The sequence below is a fragment of the Streptomyces sp. NPDC051183 genome, assembly GCF_040682455.1.
GTDB lineage: Bacteria > Actinomycetota > Actinomycetes > Streptomycetales > Streptomycetaceae > Streptomyces.
The window spans coordinates 39018-59400 of the sequence record NZ_JBFBBA010000038.1; the positions used below are offsets into that span (position 1 = coordinate 39018).

Consider the following 20383-nt stretch of genomic DNA (forward strand, 5'->3'; position numbering starts at 1 on the left):
GGTACGCAGCGCCCGTGCGCCGGCGCCGGCGGCCGTCCAGATGTCCTGGACGGCCCGGACGGCCTAGACGAGCTTCTTCTCGACCTCGGGGTTCTCGGCCAGCCAGGCGCGGACCGCCTGCTGTTCCTTGCCCTTGCCGGCTTCCTGGATCTTGGCCTCCAGGCCCGTCAGCTGCTCCTCGGTGAGCTTGAACGAGCGCAGCCATTCGGCCACCCGCGGTTCGTCCGCGGCGAAGCCCTGGCGCGTGACCGTGTGGATGCCGTCGCCCTTGCCCCACACGCCCTTGGGGTCCTCCAGCTTGCGCAGGTCGTACGAGGCGTACGCCCAGTGCGGCGACCAGAGCACGGTCACGACGGGCTCCTGCTTCTCGTAGGCGCGCTTGAGCTCGGCGAGCATGCCCGGCGTGGAGCCGTCGACGACCTTGTACTCGCCGTCCAGGCCGTACTCCGGCAGGAGCTTGTCCTTCAGGATCCCCATCGCGCCCGCGCTGGGCTCGATGCCGATGATCCGGCCCTTGAACTCCCCGCCCTTCCCCTTGAGGTCGGCGAGGGACTTCACGTCCTTCATGTAGGACGGGACCGCCAGCTCGATGGAGGTGGGGCCGTACCAGGCTCCGAGGTCGTCGAGCCTGTCCCCGTACTTCTTCCAGTACTCGGCCTGCGTGACCGGCAGCCAGGCGTCGGTCTGGAAGTCGACCTGGCCGCCGGCGAGGCCGGTGAACAGGGCGCCGAGCTCCAACTGCCGGGCATCGACGCGGTAGCCGCGGCGCTCCAGGAGCTCCTTCCACAGGAAGGTGGAGGCGATGCCCTCGTCCCACGGGATGTAGCCGATGCTGACCTTGTGGCCCTTGCCGACGTTGTCGGCCCCGGCCGCGCTCGTGCTCACCTGACCGGCGCCGCCGAAGGCGCCCAGTCCGCCGGCGACGAGGGCGAGGACGACGGCTCCGGCGATGGCGTGGACCGGCTGCGGGCGGTGGTTCCACAGCCGGGTCACGCCGGTCGCGGCGGACCGCGCCTTGGCGAGGGAGCGCCTGCCGAGCGGGGAGACCTGGCGGCCCAGTGCCCCGGTCATCCGGTCCAGGTACATGGCGAGGATGACGATGGAGATGCCCGCCTCGAAGCCGAGGCCGATGTCGACGCTGCCGATGGCGCGGTAGACGGCGCCGCCCAGTCCGCCGCCGCCGACCATGCCCGCGATGACGACCATGGAAAGGCCCAGCATGATGACCTGGTTGATGCCCGCCATGATGGTGGGCAGGGCCAGCGGGAGCTGTACGCGGACCAGGGTGTCGCGCGGTGTGGTGCCGAAGGCGTCTGCGGCCTCGACGAGTTCGGCGTCGACCTGGCGGATGCCGAGCTCGGTCATCCGTACACCGGGCGGCAGCGAGAAGATGATCGTCGCGATGATGCCGGGCACCACGCCCACCCCGAAGAAGATGATGCCGGGGATGAGGTAGACCATGGCCGGCATGGTCTGCATGAAGTCCAGGACGGGCCGCAGAGCGGCGCTGACCCGGTCGGAGCGTGCGGCCCAGATGCCCGTCGGGACGGCGAAGGCCAGGGTGACGAGGGTGGCGACCAGGACCAGCGAGAGCGTGGACATGGCGTCCGGCCACAGGCCCACGGAGTCGACCAGCGCGAAGCCCGCGAAGGCCAGCAGGGCGGCGAGCAGACCGCGCAGCCACCAGGCGGCGACGGCGAGGATGCCGGCGAAGAGCAGCGGGGACGGCGCGGACAGGACGGTCTCGATGCCGTCGTAGAGGCCGGTGACGCCCGTACTGACGGCGTCGAACAGCCAGGAGAGGTGGAGCTGGAGGAAGTCGACCGCGCTGTCGACCCAGGCGCCGAGGTGCAGGCGGGGCATCAGGCCGCCACCTCCGTGCAGGCCATCGGGGGTCGCTGTTCGTCGCCGATGAAGGCGACGAGGCGGTCCTGCGGGACCGAGCCGACGACGGCGCCGTCCTCGTCGGTGACGGAGACCGGGTGGGGTACGCGGGCGCTGACCGCGCAGAGATCGGCGAGCGGGGTGCCGGGGCTGACGGTCGGGCAGTCGCAGGCGGTGGCGGCGGCCGCCCCGCCCGCGGGAGCGTCGGGGCCCCCGGCCTCGTCCATGACCGCTTCGGCGGTGAGGACGCGCGAGCGGTCGACGTCCTGGACGAAGGAGGCGACGTAGTCGTCGGCGGGGCGGGTGAGGATGTCCTCGGCCGTGCCCTGCTGGACGATCCGGCCGTCGCGCATCACGGCGATCGCGTCGCCGAGGCGCATGGCCTCGTTCAGGTCGTGGGTGATGAACACGATGGTCTTCTTGAGCCGTTTCTGGAGTTCCAGCAACTGGTCCTGCATGTCGCGGCGGATCAGCGGGTCGAGGGCGCTGAAGGACTCGTCCATCAGGAGCAGGTCGGCGTCGGTCGCCAGCGCACGGGCGAGGCCGACGCGCTGCTGCATGCCGCCGGACAGTTCGTCGGGCCAGGACGTCTCCCAGCCGCCGAGCCCGCACAGCGCCAGCGCCTCGGCGGCGCGCCGTTCGCGCTCGGCCCGGGGGACGCCCTGGACCTCCAGACCGTATGCGGCATTGGCCAGGACGTCGCGGTGCGGGAACAGCGCGAAGTGCTGGAAGACCATGCTGATCTTGGTGGACCGTACGTGGCGCAGTTCGCGCGGCGACAGCGTGGTGAGGTCCTGGCCGTCGAAGAGGATGCGTCCCTCGGTGGGTTCGAGCAGTCCGTTGAGCATGCGCAGCAGAGTCGACTTGCCCGATCCCGACAGACCCATGACGACGAATATCTGGCCGGGTTCGACGCGGAACGTGGCGTCGATCACCGCGGCCGTCGTTCCTTCGGCGCGCAGTTCGTCGCGGGCGGTGCCTGCTTCGAGGGCGCGGACGGCGGCCGCCAGGTCGTCGGGTCGTCTGGCGAACACCTTGTACACGTGCTCGGCCTGGAGCGTGGACACATACACCTCGCGGGTAGTACCGGTAACGGCTGTCCGGTCGCAAAGCGGCCGGTGCGCCGTGGAGCGGTACGGGATCTGCCCGCATGCACCATGCCCTCCGGCCGATTCGGCCGGAGGGCATGGTTCCGCTCCAGTAGCGCAAGTGCCCGGTATTCACCTGCGCAAACGCAAAGGTGATCTACCTCACGTGGGGCGGGGCGGTCAGGCAGGGCGGTCGCCGCCGGCCGGCACCTCGCGCTCGGGCACCTCCGGCACTGCCGGATCGTCCAGCATCGAGGACCGCAGGTGCGCCAGGAGCCGGGTGAGGAGGCGGGAGACCTGCATCTGGGAGATGCCGAGGGCGGCGCCGATCTGGGCCTGGGTCAGCTCGTCGCCGAAGCGCATCCGCAGCATGCGGCGCTCCCGGTCGGTGAGCTGTTCGAGCAGCGGCGCGAGGGTCTGGATGTCCTCGACGCGCTCCAGCGCCGGCTCCTCCTCGCCCATGACGTCGGCGAGGGTGTGCCCCTCGGCCGGGCCGTCGCCGTGCTCGGCGTGCGGGGCGTCAAGGGAGCCGCTGGTGTGGCCGTTGGCGGCGACGAGCCCCTCGATGACCTCCTCCTCCGTGAGGGAGAGGTGCAGGGCGAGGTCGGCGACCGTCGGCGAACGGTCGAGCCTGGCGGTCAGCTCCTCCTTCGCCTTGGCGATGTCGATGCGCAGCTCCTGGAGGCGGCGCGGGACGCGCACGGCCCAGGTCGTGTCACGGAAGTGTCGCTTGATCTCACCTGTGATGTACGGCATGGCGAGGGTGGAGAACTCGTTCTCGCGGGCCGGGTCGAAGCGGTCGATGGCTTTGATCAGGCCGATGGTGCCGACCTGGACGATGTCCTCGATCTCGCCGCCACCCGCGGCGTCGCCGGAGCCGCGGGCACGGAAGCGGCGGACGGCGTACTGGACGAGCGAGGCGTTCATCTCGATCAGCGTGTTGCGGACGTAGCGGTACTCCGGGGTGCCCTCGTCGAGTTCGCGCAGCCGCCGGAAGAACAGCCGCGACAGTTCCCTCGCGTCGGCGGGAGCCACCTCCCGGGGCTCGTCGATCCGGGGCAGACCCGCACTGAGGGCGGCCGCGGCGGCGCTCCGGCGGGGGCCGGGGACGACGGCGGCGGCAGTCGCTGCGGGGCGGGAGTCGGCGGTATGGGAGAACGGGGCGGGGACCGGCATGGGGTTCGCTCCTTGGGCTTGTCGGCTTGCGGCGCGGGACCTTGACTGCCGTCGATGGTGGACCCGTTCTGCTCCTACGTCAAGAATTACCGGAAACGCGCTTCACGTCTTGCATCACATGAATCGTGTATCGCATCATGACCACATGGGGAGCATCACAAGCCGTCAGAACTGGACATTTCTCACAAATCACGCACGCGTTCTGGTGACCATCGCTCGGGACCCGGCCGTGCGTCTGCGGGACGTCGCGCAGACGTGCACGCTGACCGAGCGGACGGTGCAGGCGATCGTCACCGACCTGGAGACGGACGGGTACCTGAAGCGGGTGCGCGACGGTCGGCGCAACCGCTACGAGATCTCGCCGGGCGCGGTCTTCCGGCACCCGGCCGAGGCCGGGGTCCAGGTGGCCGGCCTGCTCGCGCTCCTGACGGGCGTCCCCGCCACATCGGACTCCCCCGACCTCCCGGCGGGCACGGACGAGTCCGAGGCCCTGGACATGCTGGGCCTGGACCCGGTCCCGGACCTCGCCACCGAGTGACGGGCGGGCGAGTTCGGCCCGATCTGGCGTTTCGGCGTGCGCGGCGGCGTCCGCGTGGGCGACGGTGTCTCCATGGAATGGACACTCGAAGTCATCCCGGTACCCGTCACCGACATGGACCGCGCGAAGGAGTTCTACGCCGCCAAGATCGGCTTCAAGGTCGACCTCGACGACGAGGTGGCCCCCGGCGTGCGCATCATCCAGCTGACCCCGCCCGGCTCGCGCTGCTCGGTCGCGCTGCTCAAGGGGATGCCCACCGCGCCCGGCACGAAGACCATGGAGCCGGGCACGCTGCAGGGGCCCCAGCTCTGCGTCACCGACATCGAGGCGGCCCGCCGGGAACTGGCGGACCGGGGCGTGGACGTGTCCCCGATCCGCCACATCGGCGCGCTGGGCTGGGAGGACGGCAAGGGCGACACCTGGAACTCCTTCATGTCCTTCGAGGACCCGGACGGCAACGGCTGGGTGGTCCAGGAGGCACCGTCGGCCCTGTCCGAACGCTGAGCGCGGAGCTCCCCGCGGCCGGCCCGGTGACCGGCCTCAGGTGACGAGGAACCCCGGCGCCGGGCGGTCCCGGTGGAAGATCAGCCGGTCCCAGGTGGGGAAGGCGAGGTCGGTGACGGCGAGCAGCCGGCCCGCGGTGTCGTGCAGGGTCCGGCGTACGGAGAGCCCGGCGGCGGGGGTGGCGGTCGGCGGGTGGCTGGTACGGGTCATGGTGATGGTCTCGGCGACGCGGCCGGCCACCGCGGCCCGCTCCAGCCAGTGGTGCAGCGGACGCGGGTCCTCGTCCCGTACGGCTGCGGCCGCGCGGTCGCGGTAGCGGGCCAGTTCGGGCGTCGCGGCGACCGTGCGCGGGCAGAAGTACGTCACGGCGTGCCGGAGTATCTCGCCCGTCGGGCCGAGGTCGCGGTGATGGTGGACCAGGGTCCGGTCGCCGCCGCGCATGCCGAGCAGGGCGGCGGTCGAGGGCGCCACGGTGACCAGCGTCAGCCAGCTCTGGGTGGGGGCCGCTACGGGCGCGGCCGCCCGGCTCGACGGGCCCGGCCGGTCCTGCGCCGCGGGCGCGGAGCGGGTCCCGCGGCGGCCGGTGACGATGAGGCCGTCCTCGCGCAGGTTCTGGAGGGCGGCCCTGATGGTCTGCCGGTTGACCTGGTAGCGGGCGGCCAGGCTGCGCTCGGAGGGCAGTCTGGAGCCGGGGGTGTGCGCGGTGCGGTCGAGTTCGTGCCGCAACGCTGCGGCGATCCGCTGGTACTTGGGCGTGGCGGCCGGGCCGCCGCCCCGCGAGGGGGAGGGCATGGCTTCTCCTCTGACGGGTGGTCAAGGACTGCGCGGTCTGCTCGACCAACGTAGCATTGGTCTATACCTATTGGGAGGCGGGTCTCCCCCGAGCCACGCGGTTTGGCCGGAATCCACCCCTCCGGGAGGCGTCACTTCCGGGCCCGGAGGCTCGCCAGCTCGCCCTCCACGACCTTGAGGTCGTGCAGGTCCCCGGCCGACCGGAGCAGCGCCGCGGACAGCTCGAAGTGCCGGACCGCGGCCTGAACCTGCGACCTGGCCAGTCTCAGCTGCCCCAGCTCGAAGTGCGCCCCGCCCTGGCCGACGAGATGTCCGATGCGCCGGTAGAGCTTCAGTGCGCGCTCCAACTGCACTTCGGCCGCAGCCAATTCACCGCGCTGCCGGGCCACGCAACCCAGTTCGTAGGTGGCACCGGCCTCGCCCCGGGGTTCCTTGGTGGCCCGACTGATTTCCAGTACGCGCTTCTGGTACGCCTCGCACACTTCGTACTGTTCCCGCATACGGGCCAATGAGCCCAGTGCGTGCAGTGCTTCACACAGCCCGACGGAATCCTCGCCCGCCTCGTACAGGTCCATGGCTTTGGTCAGTTCGATCCGAGCACCCTCCACATTCCCGGACCTCATCGAGAGCAGACCGAGCTCATGGCGAATGTCGGCCTCGCCTCCGCGATATCCCCCCTGCCCGCAGAGGGCGAGGGCCCGGCGGAGATATTCGAGCGCCTGAGCCGTGTCCTGGCGTGCCCGTTCCACCGACGCCAGTACGTGCAGCACACCGACCTGGCCTTTGACGTCCTCACGCCTCGACAATTCGTCCACCACGGGCAGCCGGGGAAAGATCGAACGCACGGTGAAGGGCCGTTCCACCGTGACCGATCACGACGTCGATTCCCCCTGACCCGCCGCCGCAGGCAGGGGGTTGGGAAGTGGTAGGTAACGGGCGTCCGCACCGTCGGCGCGCGTCCAGCGCAGCAGGAGGTTGGTCTTGGCCGGGAGCGAGGGGGCGCTGAGCAGGGCCGCGATCTCGGGCAGGGGCCGGGCCGCGTCGTAGCGCAGGAACTCCTCCCGGGCCGCGGGCCACAACCCGGCGGCGGCGTGCGGGTGGTGCTGCGCGAGGGCGCCCGCGATCTCGGTCAGGTGGTTGACCACCAGGCAGTAGACGAGCCGCTGCCAGGCGGCCTCGCGCGGCAGGTCCGGCAGCAGCTTCACGCCCTCCGCGTCCCGGAAGAGCGCATGCGCGGGCATGCCGTCGGCGTCGACGGCGATCAGGGCGTTCTGGAGGTGCGCCTCCAGGACGATGCCGTGCCGCGCGAACAGGTCCAGGACCGGGGGCACCACGCTCCGCAGGTACGCCCGCCACCACCCCGCGGGGTCGGCCGTGCGCTCCAGTGGACTGCCCGGGAAGCCCTCGGCGAGGGCGGCGGCCAGCAGCGGGGTGGTCCCGGGCTCCAGGTGCCCCCGAAGGCCGTCGCGCACCAGTACCGCCAACTCCTCGAAGGCGAAGGCGGCGGTGCGGTAGCCGCGGTCGGCGAGCCAGCCCGCGTTCGATCCCGACCGGCGCAGCTGCGCGAAGCCCGCCGCCACGGCCGCGTCCGTACGCCGCAGCTTCAGCAGGTCGTGCCGCCACAGCCGGCGCACGTCATTGGTGATCCGCACGTCGAGGCTGAACTTCACGAAGAGGTCGGCGGTCGCCCCGGGCACGTACACGGTCCGGATCGAGGCCGTCGGCCAGACCGGCAGCCGCCCGGTCCCCAGCCGGAGCAGCCGCCCGTCCTCGAAGGCCTCGCGCATCCCCGGCCGCCCCCCGACCAGGTCGAGCTGCCAGGGATGGGCCGGCAGCAGCCGGTACCCGGCGGGCGCGCGCGGGCCGTCGAGGACCTCGGCGAGCGAGTCGACCGCGGCGCCCGCCTCCGGGCCGCCCTCCTCGACCGCCTGGTCCTCGCGCAGGCCCAGGAAGACCAGCGGGAACCGGGCATGGGCCTCGGGCGCGTACGGCAGCCAGCTCGCGGCGGGGGCCCCGCCGCGGGCCTTGGGCGCAGGGTGGTGCGGGTGCCCCATGACCAACGCCTGCTCGGACAGCACGTACGGGTCGGCCGGCGGCCCGGCGGCGGCCCGGGCGGTCAGCAGCGCCGCGATGGTCTCCCGGCTGTCGGTGATCTCGACCGGCAGCTCGTCGTTGGAGACCCCGGTGTACTCGCACAGTTCGTCGGAGGTGAGTTTGACCAGTTCGGTGTGGGTGAGCGGATGCCAGCCGTCCGCGGTGCGCAGTTCGGGTCGTGCGGGCCGGCGTCCGCCGCGCACCCGCAGCAGTCTCCCGCTGCCCCGCAGCCGGTAGGCGCCGTTCCCCTCCGGTTCGGCCACCTCCCGCAGGAGGCAGTTCAGCAACGGGGCTGCGGCGTACGCGTCGGCGGCGGCGTTGAGGTCCACTGGTTCCATTCGGTCCATCCGGATCGCCGGCGGAGCGCGGGGCGCGACACCGGCCGTGATCTTCAGTATCCGCGATGATGAACTGATCATCACCGCTTCCGCGAGAGGAACAGGGCCCTGCACTCCAGCGCGTACCTCCCCGACCCGCTCCCCGGCTCTCCGGCCGCTTCCCCGGCCGAGGAGGCGGTCGCCGCCGGGCTGGCCGGCGTACGACCGTCCCTCGTGGCCGCGTACGCCGGCGCGCTCCCCGGCGCGCGGGCCGCCGTGCTGACCCGGCTGTGGCGGGGGCTGGCCTTCGATCCGCTGCCGTGGGTGGAGCGCCGGGAGCGGGGGTCCGGCACCCTGGCGCTGGTCCTGGCCGGGGGCGGGCGACTGGAGGGGCCGCTGCCGGATCCCTACGCGACCGGGCCGTACGTGGACGAGGTGCTGCTGGACGGCCGCCCCTACCGGCAGGCGGCACGGCTGATGGCGGCGCTCGGCGTGCGCTTCGGAGCCGAGTCCGAGGCCCGGTCCGGGGCGGAGCCGGGGTTCGGACTCGGGTTCGGGTTCGGATCCGAACCCGGATCCGGGTTCGCCGCCGAGCTGGACGGCAGTACGGCCTCCCTGGCCCTGTCCCGGGCCGGACAGCCGGCCCGGCAGGCGCCTCCCGCGACCGTCTGGGAGTGGGAGCAGCGGGTCGTCGACGGCCACCCGTACCACCCCAACTGCCGCTCCCGGCCCGGTTTCTCGGTGGCCGAGCAGCTCGCGTACGGGCCCGAGCACCGGCCTCTGGTCGAGCTCGGTCTGGTCGCCGTACGGGCCGAGGAGTGCCTGGTCACCGGGGAATGGCCGGACCACCTGCGCGACGGCGGGCGGATCCTCGTACCGGTGCATCCCTGGCAGGCCGAGCACGTGCTGAAGCGGGAGGAGGTCCGGCCCGGGTTCGCGGCACATCCGCTGATGGCCCTGCGCACGCTGGCGCCGGCCGCGGGCGGGGCGCATGTCAAGACCGCGCTCAGCGCCCGGCTGACCTCCTCCGTGCGGGACATCTCCGGGTACTCCATCGAGACGGCCGCAGTGCTGTCCGCCTTCACCCAGGCCCTGACCGAGCGGCTCGACGGCCGGCTGCACTTCACCCGCACCCTGGGTGCGGCGGGCGCGCACAGTCCGGACCTGGCGGCGGTGCTGCGCGAACCGCCGGAGGCCTTCGCGGACACCGCGGCCGGCGAGAGCGTGGTGCCCCTGGGCGCGCTGGCCGCCACCCCGTACGCGCGTTCCGCACCCTGGCGGGCCGATCTGGCCCGGCTGGCGATCGGCGTCGGGCTGCGGCTGCTGGACCTGGGGGTGGCGCTGGAGGCCCACGGCCAGAACCTGCTGGTGGTGCTGGACTCCGCCGGCGCTCCGCTCCGGCTCGTCTACCGCGACCTCGCCGACATCCGGATCAGCCCGGTCCGGCTGGTGCAGCACGGCGTGCCCGTGCCCCCGCTGTCCGGCCGGCTGGTCAACGACGACGTCGGCGTGCTGCGGCGCAAGCTGTTCGGATCACTCGTGGCCGGCGCGCTCGGGTCCACGGCGGGCTCGGCGGCCGCGCTCGGGGAGGATCTCGCCCGGGCGACCGCGGAGCTTGCGCCGACCGCCGACACCGGGGCGCTGTTGACCGGGCCGCTGCCCACCAAGGCGCTGACGCTGATGCGGCTGAGCCCCGGGACGCCGGGCGACCAGTGGGCGGAGCTGCCCAATCCGCTGTCGGCCACATGACGTTCACACGGCCTGGAGCCGACTCCGGGCGGCGGGCGGGCTACTGTTCAGGGGCATGACAGAGACCTCGTACCTGCACTCCGTACGGGCGTCCTACGACGCCGTCGCGGTCGACTACGCCCGGCTGCTGAGCTCGGAACTGGCCCGCAAGCCACTGGACCGGGCCATGCTGGCCGCCTTCGCCGAGTGCGTGCGCGGGCCGGGCGGTGGACCGGACGGGGAGGACTGCCGCGCCGCCGCCGGCAGCCGCGCGGTCGCGGACCTGGGCTGCGGTCCCGGCCGGGTGACGGCCCACCTCGACGGGCTCGGCGTACGGGCCTTCGGCGTCGACCTGTCCCCGGCGATGGTGGCCGTGGCCCGCCGGACCTACCCGGGGCTGCGCTTCGAGGTCGGCTCGATGGCCGCGCTGGACATCGCGGACGAGGTCCTGGGCGGGGTCCTCGCCTGGTACTCCACCGTCCACACCCCGCCGGGCGAACTGCTGCCCCTGTTCGTCGAGTTCGCCCGCGTGCCGGCGCCCGGCGGCCATGTCCTGATCGCCTTCAAGGCGGGCGACGAGCGGGTCCGGCTGGAGCACGCGTACGGGCACCCCGTCGATCTCGACGTGTACTGGACACCGCCCGACCTGATCGCCGGACTGCTGACCGAGGCCGGTCTCACCGAGACGGCGCGGCTCGTCCGGGAGCCCGATGCCCACGAGCGGCAGCCGCAGGGGTTCATCCTGGCCCGCAAACCGGTCCGATAGTCATGCGATAGCCGGCCGTACGGCCGCCAGGGCGGCCGAGGTGGGCCGTTCGGGGGGCAACTCTTCCCGCGTGGGCCCGCCTTCCCTCCGATCGGCCGCGGCGGTGGCAGGAAGGAGGCATGAGCCTCCACCGCCGCCAGGTCCTGACGAGTGCCGCAACGGCGGTACTCGCCGGCCTCGGCGCGGCTCCCCGGCCGCGGGTCCCGGACTACGGGGCCCTCGCCCGGTCGCTCGACGGGCGGGTGGTGGTGCCCGGGGACGGGGACTTCGCCGAGGCGCGCCGGCTCTTCCAGCCCCGGTACGACGCCGTCGCGCCGGGCGCCGTGGCCTATCCGGCGCACGCCGGGGACGTGGCCGTCTGCCTGGAGTTCGCCCGCCGTTCGGCCGTGCCGGTGGTGCCGCGCGGCGGCGGGCACAGCTACGCGGGCTGGTCCACCTGCTCCGCGGGGCTCGTGGTCGACGTCGGAGCCATGGCGTCGGTATCGGTCGACGGGGGCTCCGGCTCCGGCTCCGGGACGGGCGTACGGATCGGGGCGGGGGCCCGGCTCGGCGACCTGGGCGCCTCCCTGGCCGAGCGCGGCCTGGCGGTCCCGGCCGGCCTGTGCCCCTCCGTCGGCATCGCGGGCCTCACCCTCGGCGGCGGGCTGGGCCTGTCCTCCAGGGCCTACGGCACCACCGCCGACCAGCTCACCGGCGCCACCGCGGTGACCCCCGACGGCACCGTCCGCGAGGTCGGCCCCGACCGGGACCCCGGCCTCTACTGGGCCCTGCGCGGCGGCGGTGGCGGCAACTTCGCGGTGGCCACCGAGTTCCGCTTCCGCGCGCACCCGGTCACCGACTGCGCCTTCGCCGAACTCCACTGGCCCGAGGCCGGCTCCCCTGCGGTGCTCGCCGGCTGGCAGCGCTGGCTGGCGGGGCTGCCCGACCCGTTCTGGAGCCAGGTGGAGTTCACCCTCGACGGAGGTCCCGCCCCGGCGCCCGCCGTGCGGGTGGTCTGCCTCGACGGGCGCCGCGAGCTGGAGGGGCAGTTGACCCGCCTGTCCGACCTCGTCGGGAGTCCGGCGCGGGACAGCTGGGTCGTCGTACGGAGCTACGGCGACACCGTACGGGCCATGTCGGGCTGCCTGGAGCGGACCGCCGCCCAGTGCCGGCTGCCCGGCGCCCTGCCCGGCCACGATCCGCAGGGCCGGCTCGGCCGCGAATCGTACGCCGCCCGCTCCGACTTCTGGCCCGCGGGCGGCCTGCCCGAGCCGGCCGTGGCCGCGGTACTGGCCGCCGTCCGGCGGTACGCGCGCAGCGTGCCGCGCGGCGGGGCCGGGGTGGTCCAGTTCGACGGGGTCTGCGGCGGCGCCGTGAACCGGGTGGCGGCCGGCGACACGGCCTTCGCCCACCGGGACAGCGCCTTCCTCGCCCAGTACCTCGTCTACTGGCCGCAGTCCGCGCCGGCCGCCGAGGTGGCCCGCCACCAGGACTGGCTGGACGGGCTCTGGCGGGACCTACGCCCCTGGGCGGGCGGCAGCGCGTACCAGAACTACACCGACCCGGGGCTCGTCGGCTGGCGCGAGGCCTACTACGGGCCGAACCTCGCCCGCCTGGAGGAGGTCCGGCGCACCTACGACCCGGACCGGCTGTTCCGCTTCCCCCAGGCCGTCTGAGGACCTGGGCCCGATCAGCGACGAAGAGGAGACGGACATGCGACGTGCGTTGACGGTGGCGGCGGCGACGGCCGCCCTGCTGCTGCCCGGCGGGCCCCTGCCGGTCGCCGAGGCCGGCAGCGCCCAGCCGCCGGCCGGCAGTTGGTCGGCACGCGAGGCGGAGTCCTTCTGGACGGCCGACCGGATGGCCTCGGCCGTGCCCGTCACCCGCGGCGGACAGGCCGCGGCCGGCAACGGCACCGGCCAGGACTTCGACGGCATCCCGGTCGTCGGCCGGATGTTCGTCATGAAGGGCGGCGGCGCGTACTTCTGCACCGCGAGCGTCGTCGCCTCCCCCGGCCACGACCTGGTGCTGAGCGCGGCGCACTGCCTGCTCGGCACGGACGCCCGGCAGGTGGCCTTCGTACCGCAATACACCTCCGCCAACCCGCAGCCGTACGGGATGTTCCCGGTCCTGCGGGACGCCGCCGGGAAGTCGAAGGTATGGATCGACCCGCGCTACCGCAGCCTGGGCGCCGACCGCGGGGCCACCCTCGACGTGGCCTTCGCGCAGGTCGGCCCGGACGCCGACGGCTTCCCCGTGGAGGACGTGGTGGGCGGGAACCGGCTGGTCACCGGCGCCACGTATGCCCATCCGAAGGTGTCGCTGATCGGCTATCCGGCGTCCGCGGCGCGCCCGCGGCTGTGCGTGAACAGGACGACGAAATTCACCAGCTCCGATCCCGGGATCCCGGGATCGTTCCTGCGGATCGCCTGCACCGGCTACCCGGGCGGGACCAGCGGCGGCCCGTTCCTGACCCGCTACGACGAGCGGACGGAGACCGGCGACGTGGTCGGGGTCATCGGCGGCTGGAAGACGGGCGGGGACACGGCCGACATCTCGTACAGCTCCTACTTCGGCGCGGAGGTCAAGGAGCTGTACCGGAAGGCGGTTGCCGGGGCGCGGGTGCGGTGAGGACCTGCTGACGGACCCACCGGGTGCGCCGCGGGTTCCCGACCGTGCGCGGGAGCGCCGGGAGCCCGTCGGCGGTCAGCGGGTCGGCGGGCGCGAGGCCCAGCTGGCGGCGCAGGTCCGCGAGGGCCGCGTGGACCGGCGCGAGGATCACCTCCGCGCGGGGATGGGCGTACGTCAGCGCGTGCGCGGTGGTCTCGATGGCCTCGGCGGCGTCCTCGGCGGCGCTCCGGCTCCACGCCCCGGGCGCGGCGGGGCCCCACGGCGCGACGGCGTCGTGGAGGTGGCAGGCGGCATCGGCCGCGGCGTCGGCCCGTTCACCGACGCCGGGCGCCGCGATGGTCGGCAGCTCCATGCCGGGTCAACGAGCGGGGCCCGCCGGGGGAACGACCCCGTCTCAGGGGGAGACGGCCTGGAGCCAGAGCGGCAGCAGCAGGAGGGAGACGACCGAGCTCTTGATGACGATGGAGGCGGAGAGGTCCACACCCACGTCGTAGCGCTGGGCGAAGATGAACAGGTTCTGCGGTGTCGGCATCGCCGCGATCAGGACCAGGTACGTGAGCCAGTCGCCGCGGACCCCGAGCGCCCCGCACACCGTCCAGGCCAGCAGCGGGAAGCCGAGGCATTTGAAGGCGACGATGGCGGCCTCCTCGCGGGTGGTGCCCCGGACGTCCAGGCCGAGGCCGCCCAGGTGCAGGCCGAGGGCGAAGAGGGCCACCGGGGAGGCGCTGCCGCCGACGAACGCGGCCCCGTCCAGCACCACCTTCGGGACGTGCACCGACAGCAGGTTCAGCAGGATCCCCGCGTTGCAGGCGAGGACCAGCGGGGTGGCGAGCGAGGCGCCGACGGCCCGCGCGAGGCGCCGCCCGGGGCCGCCGGCGCCGGGGCCCGCGCGGCCCAGATCCATGATGGCGATGACGACGAGGGACAGCACGCACACCTGGAACAGCAGCACCGGGAAGATCGGCGCGGCCGTCCCGAAGAAGGTGATGAACACGGGGACGGCGAAGTACGCGGTGTTCACCTGGACCCCCGCCATCACGCGCAGCGCGACGGCCCGGGGCTCGCGCAGGCCGTAGGCGCTCGCGGCGAGGGCCACCGCCACGACGGCCAGGGCCGCGGTGGCCGCGTAGCCGCCGATCGCCCGCCAGTCGAAGAGGGCGGCGAGGTCGGCGGCGTAGATGTTGCCGAAGAGGTAGCAGGGGACCGCGAAGAGGAAGGCGTAGTCGGCGAAGGCCTTGGAGGCCTCGGCCGGAATGATCTTGCGGCGTGCGAGCAGTACCCCGCCGCCGAAGGCCAGCAGGACCGGCACCAGCTTCTCCAGTGCTGCTGCCCCGCCCATGCGTACGGCTCCCCCGTGGTCGACCGCGTGCAGCCTACCCGTACGCATAGGGTGGACCGATCATGACTGACACACCCCGTACCCCCGCCAGGGCCCGCGGGCCGCGCGGGCCCCGCGCGCTGGCCTCGCTGGGGGCGGCGCTGCGCACGCCCGCGCGGGCCGCGGAGCCGTTGTTCGCGCGGGCGCCCAAGGCCTGGCAGCGGCACTTGCCGTACCTCGTCACCGCGGTCTTCGTGATCACCCTGGTGCCGGTGACCATCGCGGTGCTGAGCAACGACTACGCGGCGGCCGGCGGCTGGGCGGGCGCCCTGGGCGTGGCACAGACCGTGCCGTTGCTGCTCGCCGTGACCCGGCCGCTGGCCGCGTGGCTGATGATCCTGCTCGCGGACACGGTCGGGGCGGTGGTGCTGGTCCACGCCGAGCAGGTGGCCCGGCACGCCTGGCCGTGGACGCCGATGGTGATCGTCGGCTATCTGCTGCTGATGGCGTGCCTCGGGCTGCGCGAGCCGATCCGGACGCTGATCGGGGTGTGGCTGGCGACCGGCGCGGTGGGGGTGGTGCTGGGCTTCTTCAAGCCCGCCGGGGTGGTCGACACGGTGGCGCTGCTGTTCGTGCTGAGCGGGGTCGTGCTGGCGCTGACCGGGGCGCTGCGCGGGCTGGGCGAGGCCCAGCGGCGGATCGCCGAGCAGGAGGTGATCAGCGAGGCCGAGCGGGCGCGGCGCACGCTGCTGGAGGAACGGGCACGGATCGCCCGCGAGTTGCACGACGTGGTGGCGCACCACATGTCGGTGATCACCGTGCAGGCCGATTCGGCTCCGTACCGGCTGCCCGGCATGTCGGCTCCGGTGCAGGAGGAGTTCGCGACCATCGCGGCCTCGGCCCGGGAGTCGCTGGGCGAGATGCGCCGGCTGCTGACGGTGCTGCGCGGCGACGGGGGCGACGGTCCCGGCGGGGAGCGTGCGCCGCAGCCGGGCCTGAGCCGCTTGCAGCAGCTGGTCGAGACGACCGTACGGGCCGGGCAGCCGGTGGAGTTGTCCCTGGCCGCGGGGGCGGCCGGGGCCGCTCCCCCGGCGGTGGACCTGTCGGCGTACCGGATCGTGCAGGAGGCCCTGGCCAATGTGGTGCGGCACGCCCCCGGGGCGCCGACCAGGGTCTCGGTGACCGTCGACGAGGACGAGATCCTCGTGCTGGTGGTCAACGGCCCGGCGCGCGAGGCAGTGGTGGAGCTGGAGAGTTCGGGCACCGGCCACGGTCTGGTGGGGATGCGGGAGCGCGTACGGTTGACGGGCGGGACGCTGGACACCGGTCCGCTGCCCGACGGCGGCTTCCGGGTCGCCGCCCGCCTTCCCCTGGTCCCTCCTGACGGGACCGCCCGCATGAACGAGGAGCCCAGTTGACCATCCGCGTCATCATCGTCGACGACCAGGCCATGGTGCGGGCCGGGTTCGCCGCGCTGCTGTCGGCGCAGGCCGACATCGACGTGGTGGGCGAGGCGCCCGACGGGAGGCAGGGCGTACAGGTCTCGCGCACCGTGCACCCCGACGTGGTGCTGATGGACGTGCGGATGCCGGAGATGGACGGGCTGACGGCGGCCCGGGAGATCCTCGACCCGCCGCCGGGGGTGGTGCACCGGCCCAAGGTGCTGATGCTGACCACCTTCGACATCGACGACTACGTGTACGAGGCGCTGCGCGCGGGCGCCTCGGGCTTCCTGCTCAAGGACGCCCCGCCGGCCGACCTGATCGCGGCGGTCCGGGTGGTCGCCTCGGGCGAAGCCCTGCTGGCGCCCTCGGTGACCCGGCGGCTGATCGCCGACTTCGTCCAGCAGCGGCCCGCCCCGCGCAAGGACCCGGCGCTGCGGCTGAACGGCCTGACTCCGCGTGAGACCGAGGTGCTGGAGCTCATCGCCCGCGGGCTGTCGAACCAGGAGATCGCCGGGCACCTGGTGCTGGCGGAACAGACGGTGAAGACCCACATCGGCCGGGTCCTGGGCAAGCTCGACCTGCGCGACCGCGCCCAGGCGGTGATCTTCGCGTACGAGGCGGGCCTGGTCCGCCCGGGCGACTCGTCCTGACGCCGCGCTCCTTCTCACCCTGGACTCCCGCCGTGTCGGCCCTCTGAAGACCGGCTGTCTGCGGGAGCCTGCTGCCTGGCCAGGAGATCACTCCGATCCCGAGGAGCGGCATGGACGAGAAGCTGAAGCCGGTCGACGCCCACACCCAGGAGATCCGCATCGCCACCGCGATGACGGGAGGAGTGAGCCTCGCCATCTGGATGGGCGGTGTCGCCCGCGAGCTGAACCTCCTCCAGCAGGCGGCCTGGAGCAGACACGTCGCCGACGGCGCCGAGTTCGAGCCGGTCGATCCCCCCGATGCCGACGGCAAGGTCAGGAACCTCTACGTCGGCCTGCTCGGCCTCCTCGACATCACGGTCAGCATCGACATGCTGTCCGGGACCAGCGCGGGCGGCATCAACGGGGCTCTGCTCGGGCTCGCGCGCGCGAAGTCCCTCGACCTCGGTCCGCTGCGGGAGTTCTGGCTGGAGTCCGGGTCCTTCGAGAAGCTGCTGCGCGACCCGAAGGAGAGGAAGCCGCCTTCCCTCCTCCAGGGGAACGGCGTGCTGTTCAAGGAACTGCTGGAGGGGATCCGGACGCTCAAGACGCTGGATCCGCCCTACAAGCTGCCCGAGAACCTCGGCGTGGCCGGGCGGAGCACCAAGGTCTTCATCACCACCACCCTCCTCACCGGGGAGACCAGCCGGTTCACCGACAGCCTGGGGACCCTGGTCCAGGACGTGGACCGCCGAGGCTTGTTCGTGTTCGACGAGGCGGCCCTCACCAACTCCGAGGCCAACCATCGCGTGGCCCTCGCGGCGCGCTGCAGCGCCTCGTACCCCGGGGCCTTCGAGCCCGGGTTCGTTCCGTTCAAGGAGGGCGTTCCCGCCGTTGGCTCCAAGGTGCCCAGGCATCCGCCGATGGAGAGGTTCGCCAACATCACCCGCGATCACTGGGTGGCCGACGGCGGCCTGCTCGCGAACCGGCCGCTCGGCCCGCTGCTCCAGTCCGTCTTCGACGCCCCGGCCGAACGCCAGGTCCGGCGGGTGCTCCTGTACGTGGTCCCGACTCCGGGCGAGACGCCCGACCCTCGCGACGCCCCTCCGGACAAGGAGTCCTTCGACCGTCCCTGGACCCTGGACCAGGCGCTGCGCAAGGACCTCGGCAGCATCCTGGGCCAGAGCATCAGGTCGGACCTCACCGCCCTGAGGCGGCACAACGACCGCGTCGACTCCATCCGCGACACCCGGCTGCGCATCGCGGAGATCGCCGCGAGGCACGGCGCCGCGGGCCGTCTGCTGTCGGACACGGACGGGATGCTGGCCGACTACCGGACCCGGGAGGCGTTCTGGCTCGTCCGGCCCGTGATCGCCTCGCTCATGCGCGCCGTCACGACGATGCCGAAGGACCAGATGCCGCCGGCGTGGCTGGACGCGCTCGCCCCGGGGCACAGTGCGGAGCAGGACTGCCGGGAGAAAGCGGCGGAGGCGGTCTCCACGGGCTGGGACCTCGCTTCCAGGGACGACCCGGCGGCGTTCGGCCGGCCCGCCTTCGACGGCGCCAAGGCCACGGTGCTGGCGATGCTGAGGGCGGCGTACACCTGCAGTCCGCAGGACTGGGCCGCGCTGTCGGTGCTGACCCGCCGGACACACGAAGCCTTCGTCCCCGGGGCGCGGCCGGACACGGACCTCCTCGTCGACCGGGAACTCACGGCGCTCCAGGTCACCGACGGCAGCCGGCCCGCCCTCCACGAGGTGGCCGCGTCGCTCGCCAGGAGCTACGAGGAGAAGCTGAGGGAACCCGTCATCGCCGCCCATGGTTCCTTCCGGGACGGCTGGGCGCGCCTGGCCGCGATCGTGGTCGAGCTGCGCGGGCTCGTCGACGTCTCCCGTCCGGAGCCGGCCGTGGTGAACCCCTTCGGCCGCGAGACGGCGGAGGAGCGGCGGCGGCGGGCGGCGCGCGAGCTCAAGTCCTATCTGACCTTCCTCCCCGAGGACCCGCAGGCCGTCGCGGCCGCCTTGCTCGAACTGCACGTCGCCACGCGCTCCGTGCTCCCCGTCGGCATGGAGGTGGAGCAGCACGTCGAACTCATCCAGGTCAGCGCGGACACCCGCAGCGTTCTCGCACCGGGGCGGGCCACCGCGGCCGACAAGCTCACCGGAACGCAGTTGCACCACTTCGGGGCCTTCTACAAGCCCTCGTGGCGGGCGAACGACTGGGCCTGGGGGCGGGTGGACGGCGCCGGCTGGCTCGTGCACATGCTGCTCGATCCGCGGCGGATCCTGGCACTGGCCGAGGAACTGACCCCGATCCCGGTGAACGCCCGGGCCGGCTGGTTCTACGGACAGCTCAGCGCGCTCCTGCTCGACGGCACCCATCCGCAGGGGTGGCCGGTCCAGCGGCCCAGGGAGCCCGAGAAGCTCCTCACCACCGAGGCGGTCCTGGAGGAGCTGGCCTATCTGAACGACCCGGACGTGCCCGTGCCGGTGAGCCTCCCGCTGACGTCCCTGTGGGTGGCGCGGCGCTGGCAGCAGTGGATCGCCGCGCATGAACTGCCGGTCATCGCCCAGCACATGATCGCCACACCCGCCACCAGGCACGATCCGTGGGCCCGGAAGGTGCTCATGGAGGCCGGGGGTACGGACGCGGTGCTGGTGGCGGCCCAGGTCGCCTCCAGATCGGCCATCAGCCGCAAGTGGAGCCGCGAGCAGCGCAAGCTCATGAGGTCCTCGCTGCACACGGCGGCCGCACCCGCGCCCGCGAAGGCGGAGGCCCTCGCGGAACGGCTCGACAGCTGCCCGGTCCCGGACGAGACCCTCGCGCAGGAGCGGGGCCAGCCCCTCTTCACCCGGACCGTGGGCAAGGCCCTGGCCACGGCCACCGCCGCCCTGACCGGGGCGAAGGAGCCGCCCGCTTCGGTCAAGCCCTTCTTCTCGTCCGCGCGCACCGTCACCATGACGGGCTACCGGGCGACCGGCCTCACCAGCGGCTCGTCCTGGCTGCTGACGCTCCTCGGGGTGATCGCCACGGTCGCGGGCGTCGTGGCCCTGCGCGGTGACGACGCCTTCCTGGGGTTCACGGCGGCCGTGCTCCTCGCCGTCGGGCTGCTCCTCTTCTGCTTCGCCGCCTGGTCCCTGAGCCGTCGGGTGGTGCTGGCCTTCGTGGCCATGGCCGTGACGGCTCTGGTCGTGATCGGCGCGACCCTGCGACGGCACTGGCTGTTCGGCGAGGCCGCCGAGGCGCCCGCTCCGGGTGGCCGCGGGCCCGGTCCCGAGCCCGGCTGGGTCGCGGACCACGCGCTGCCGTGGCTGCGGGATCCCGTATGGCATCCCCTGATCGCCCTCGCCGGGCTGGTCGTACTGAGCGTGCTGATCAACGGCGGCCTCGGCCGCCTGACGAGGACGGCCTTGCTGCCGCTGAAGAAGCTCCTCGGGCACCTGAAACACCGCCGCTGAAGCACCCGCACCCAGACCCGCGCCTCCTCCACCCCCTAC

17 protein-coding genes are annotated in these 20383 nt (G+C 73.2%); 9 read left to right on the forward strand and 8 right to left on the reverse strand.

The annotated features are described in order from the left end of the window. Positions 1-63: 63 nt before the first annotated feature. The 3 genes from AB0M99_RS28710 to AB0M99_RS28720 form a co-directional block, all read right to left on the reverse strand. Positions 64-1863, reverse strand: coding sequence for an ABC transporter permease/substrate binding protein (locus AB0M99_RS28710; RefSeq protein WP_365925419.1), 1800 nt, complete (start codon positions 1861-1863; stop codon positions 64-66). After that, on the reverse strand, positions 1863-2951 hold the full coding sequence (locus AB0M99_RS28715) for a glycine betaine/L-proline ABC transporter ATP-binding protein (RefSeq protein WP_365925421.1): 1089 nt from the start codon (positions 2949-2951) through the stop codon (positions 1863-1865). The genes AB0M99_RS28710 and AB0M99_RS28715 overlap by 1 nt, the downstream gene beginning before the upstream one ends. Positions 2952-3152: 201 nt before the next feature. Beyond that, positions 3153-4148 (reverse strand): SigB/SigF/SigG family RNA polymerase sigma factor, encoded by a 996-nt coding sequence (locus tag AB0M99_RS28720; protein ID WP_365925423.1) that lies wholly within the window; start codon positions 4146-4148, stop codon positions 3153-3155. Positions 4149-4293: 145 nt separating this feature from the next. Between AB0M99_RS28720 and AB0M99_RS28725 the strand changes: the two genes are divergently transcribed. Next, the gene (locus AB0M99_RS28725) at positions 4294-4686 is read left to right on the forward strand and encodes a MarR family winged helix-turn-helix transcriptional regulator (protein ID WP_365925425.1); all 393 of its coding nucleotides are present in this window, start codon (positions 4294-4296) and stop codon (positions 4684-4686) included. A 72-nt stretch (positions 4687-4758) separates the two neighbouring features. Next, positions 4759-5190, forward strand: coding sequence for a VOC family protein (locus AB0M99_RS28730; protein WP_365925427.1), 432 nt, complete (start codon positions 4759-4761; stop codon positions 5188-5190). A 36-nt stretch (positions 5191-5226) separates the two neighbouring features. On the opposite strand, the gene AB0M99_RS28735 is transcribed toward AB0M99_RS28730, so the two are convergent. The 3 genes from AB0M99_RS28735 to AB0M99_RS28745 form a co-directional block, all read right to left on the reverse strand. After that, a complete protein-coding gene (locus AB0M99_RS28735; RefSeq protein ID WP_365925429.1) occupies positions 5227-5982 on the reverse strand; it encodes a GntR family transcriptional regulator in 756 nt (251 codons plus the stop codon). Positions 5983-6113: 131 nt separating this feature from the next. Then, positions 6114-6845 carry a tetratricopeptide repeat protein gene (locus tag AB0M99_RS28740; protein ID WP_365925431.1) on the reverse strand — a complete coding sequence of 244 codons (732 nt, stop codon included), beginning with the start codon at positions 6843-6845 and terminating at the stop codon, positions 6114-6116. A 9-nt stretch (positions 6846-6854) separates the two neighbouring features. Continuing rightward, positions 6855-8423: an IucA/IucC family protein gene (locus tag AB0M99_RS28745; protein ID WP_365925433.1), complete on the reverse strand. Its 1569-nt coding sequence runs from the start codon at positions 8421-8423 to the stop codon at positions 6855-6857. A gap of 204 nt (positions 8424-8627) precedes the next feature. On the opposite strand from AB0M99_RS28745, the gene AB0M99_RS28750 reads away from it, so the two are divergent. The 4 genes from AB0M99_RS28750 to AB0M99_RS28765 all read left to right on the forward strand — a co-directional run bounded on the left by AB0M99_RS28750 (position 8628) and on the right by AB0M99_RS28765 (position 13497). Then, the gene (locus AB0M99_RS28750; RefSeq protein WP_365925435.1) at positions 8628-10142 is read left to right on the forward strand and encodes an IucA/IucC family siderophore biosynthesis protein; all 1515 of its coding nucleotides are present in this window, start codon (positions 8628-8630) and stop codon (positions 10140-10142) included. 55 nt (positions 10143-10197) lie between these two features. Beyond that, positions 10198-10887, forward strand: a complete 690-nt coding sequence (locus AB0M99_RS28755; RefSeq protein WP_365925437.1) for a class I SAM-dependent methyltransferase — start codon at positions 10198-10200, stop codon at positions 10885-10887. A 119-nt stretch (positions 10888-11006) separates the two neighbouring features. Further along, complete coding sequence (locus tag AB0M99_RS28760) at positions 11007-12542, forward strand: FAD-binding oxidoreductase (RefSeq protein ID WP_365925440.1); 1536 nt, start codon at positions 11007-11009, stop codon at positions 12540-12542. Positions 12543-12579: 37 nt separating this feature from the next. Next, on the forward strand, positions 12580-13497 hold the full coding sequence (locus AB0M99_RS28765) for a trypsin-like peptidase domain-containing protein (protein WP_365925443.1): 918 nt from the start codon (positions 12580-12582) through the stop codon (positions 13495-13497). Here AB0M99_RS28765 and AB0M99_RS28770 read toward each other — a convergent pair. Next, positions 13451-13849 (reverse strand): hypothetical protein, encoded by a 399-nt coding sequence (locus AB0M99_RS28770; protein ID WP_365925445.1) that lies wholly within the window; start codon positions 13847-13849, stop codon positions 13451-13453. The two genes, AB0M99_RS28765 and AB0M99_RS28770, sit on opposite strands and share 47 nt — an antisense overlap. 42 nt (positions 13850-13891) lie before the next feature. Then, on the reverse strand, positions 13892-14884 hold the full coding sequence (locus AB0M99_RS28775) for an AEC family transporter (RefSeq protein WP_365925447.1): 993 nt from the start codon (positions 14882-14884) through the stop codon (positions 13892-13894). Between the two features lie 14 nt (positions 14885-14898). Between AB0M99_RS28775 and AB0M99_RS28780 the strand changes: the two genes are divergently transcribed. The 3 genes from AB0M99_RS28780 to AB0M99_RS28790 all read left to right on the forward strand — a co-directional run bounded on the left by AB0M99_RS28780 (position 14899) and on the right by AB0M99_RS28790 (position 20344). Then, positions 14899-16233 carry a histidine kinase gene (locus AB0M99_RS28780; protein ID WP_365925449.1) on the forward strand — a complete coding sequence of 445 codons (1335 nt, stop codon included), beginning with the start codon at positions 14899-14901 and terminating at the stop codon, positions 16231-16233. After that, positions 16230-16910, forward strand: a complete 681-nt coding sequence (locus tag AB0M99_RS28785) for a response regulator transcription factor (protein ID WP_365925451.1) — start codon at positions 16230-16232, stop codon at positions 16908-16910. Before AB0M99_RS28780 ends, AB0M99_RS28785 begins: the two co-directional genes overlap by 4 nt. 110 nt (positions 16911-17020) lie before the next feature. Beyond that, positions 17021-20344 carry a patatin-like protein gene (locus tag AB0M99_RS28790; protein WP_365925453.1) on the forward strand — a complete coding sequence of 1108 codons (3324 nt, stop codon included), beginning with the start codon at positions 17021-17023 and terminating at the stop codon, positions 20342-20344. The last annotated feature ends 39 nt before the right edge of the window (positions 20345-20383 follow it).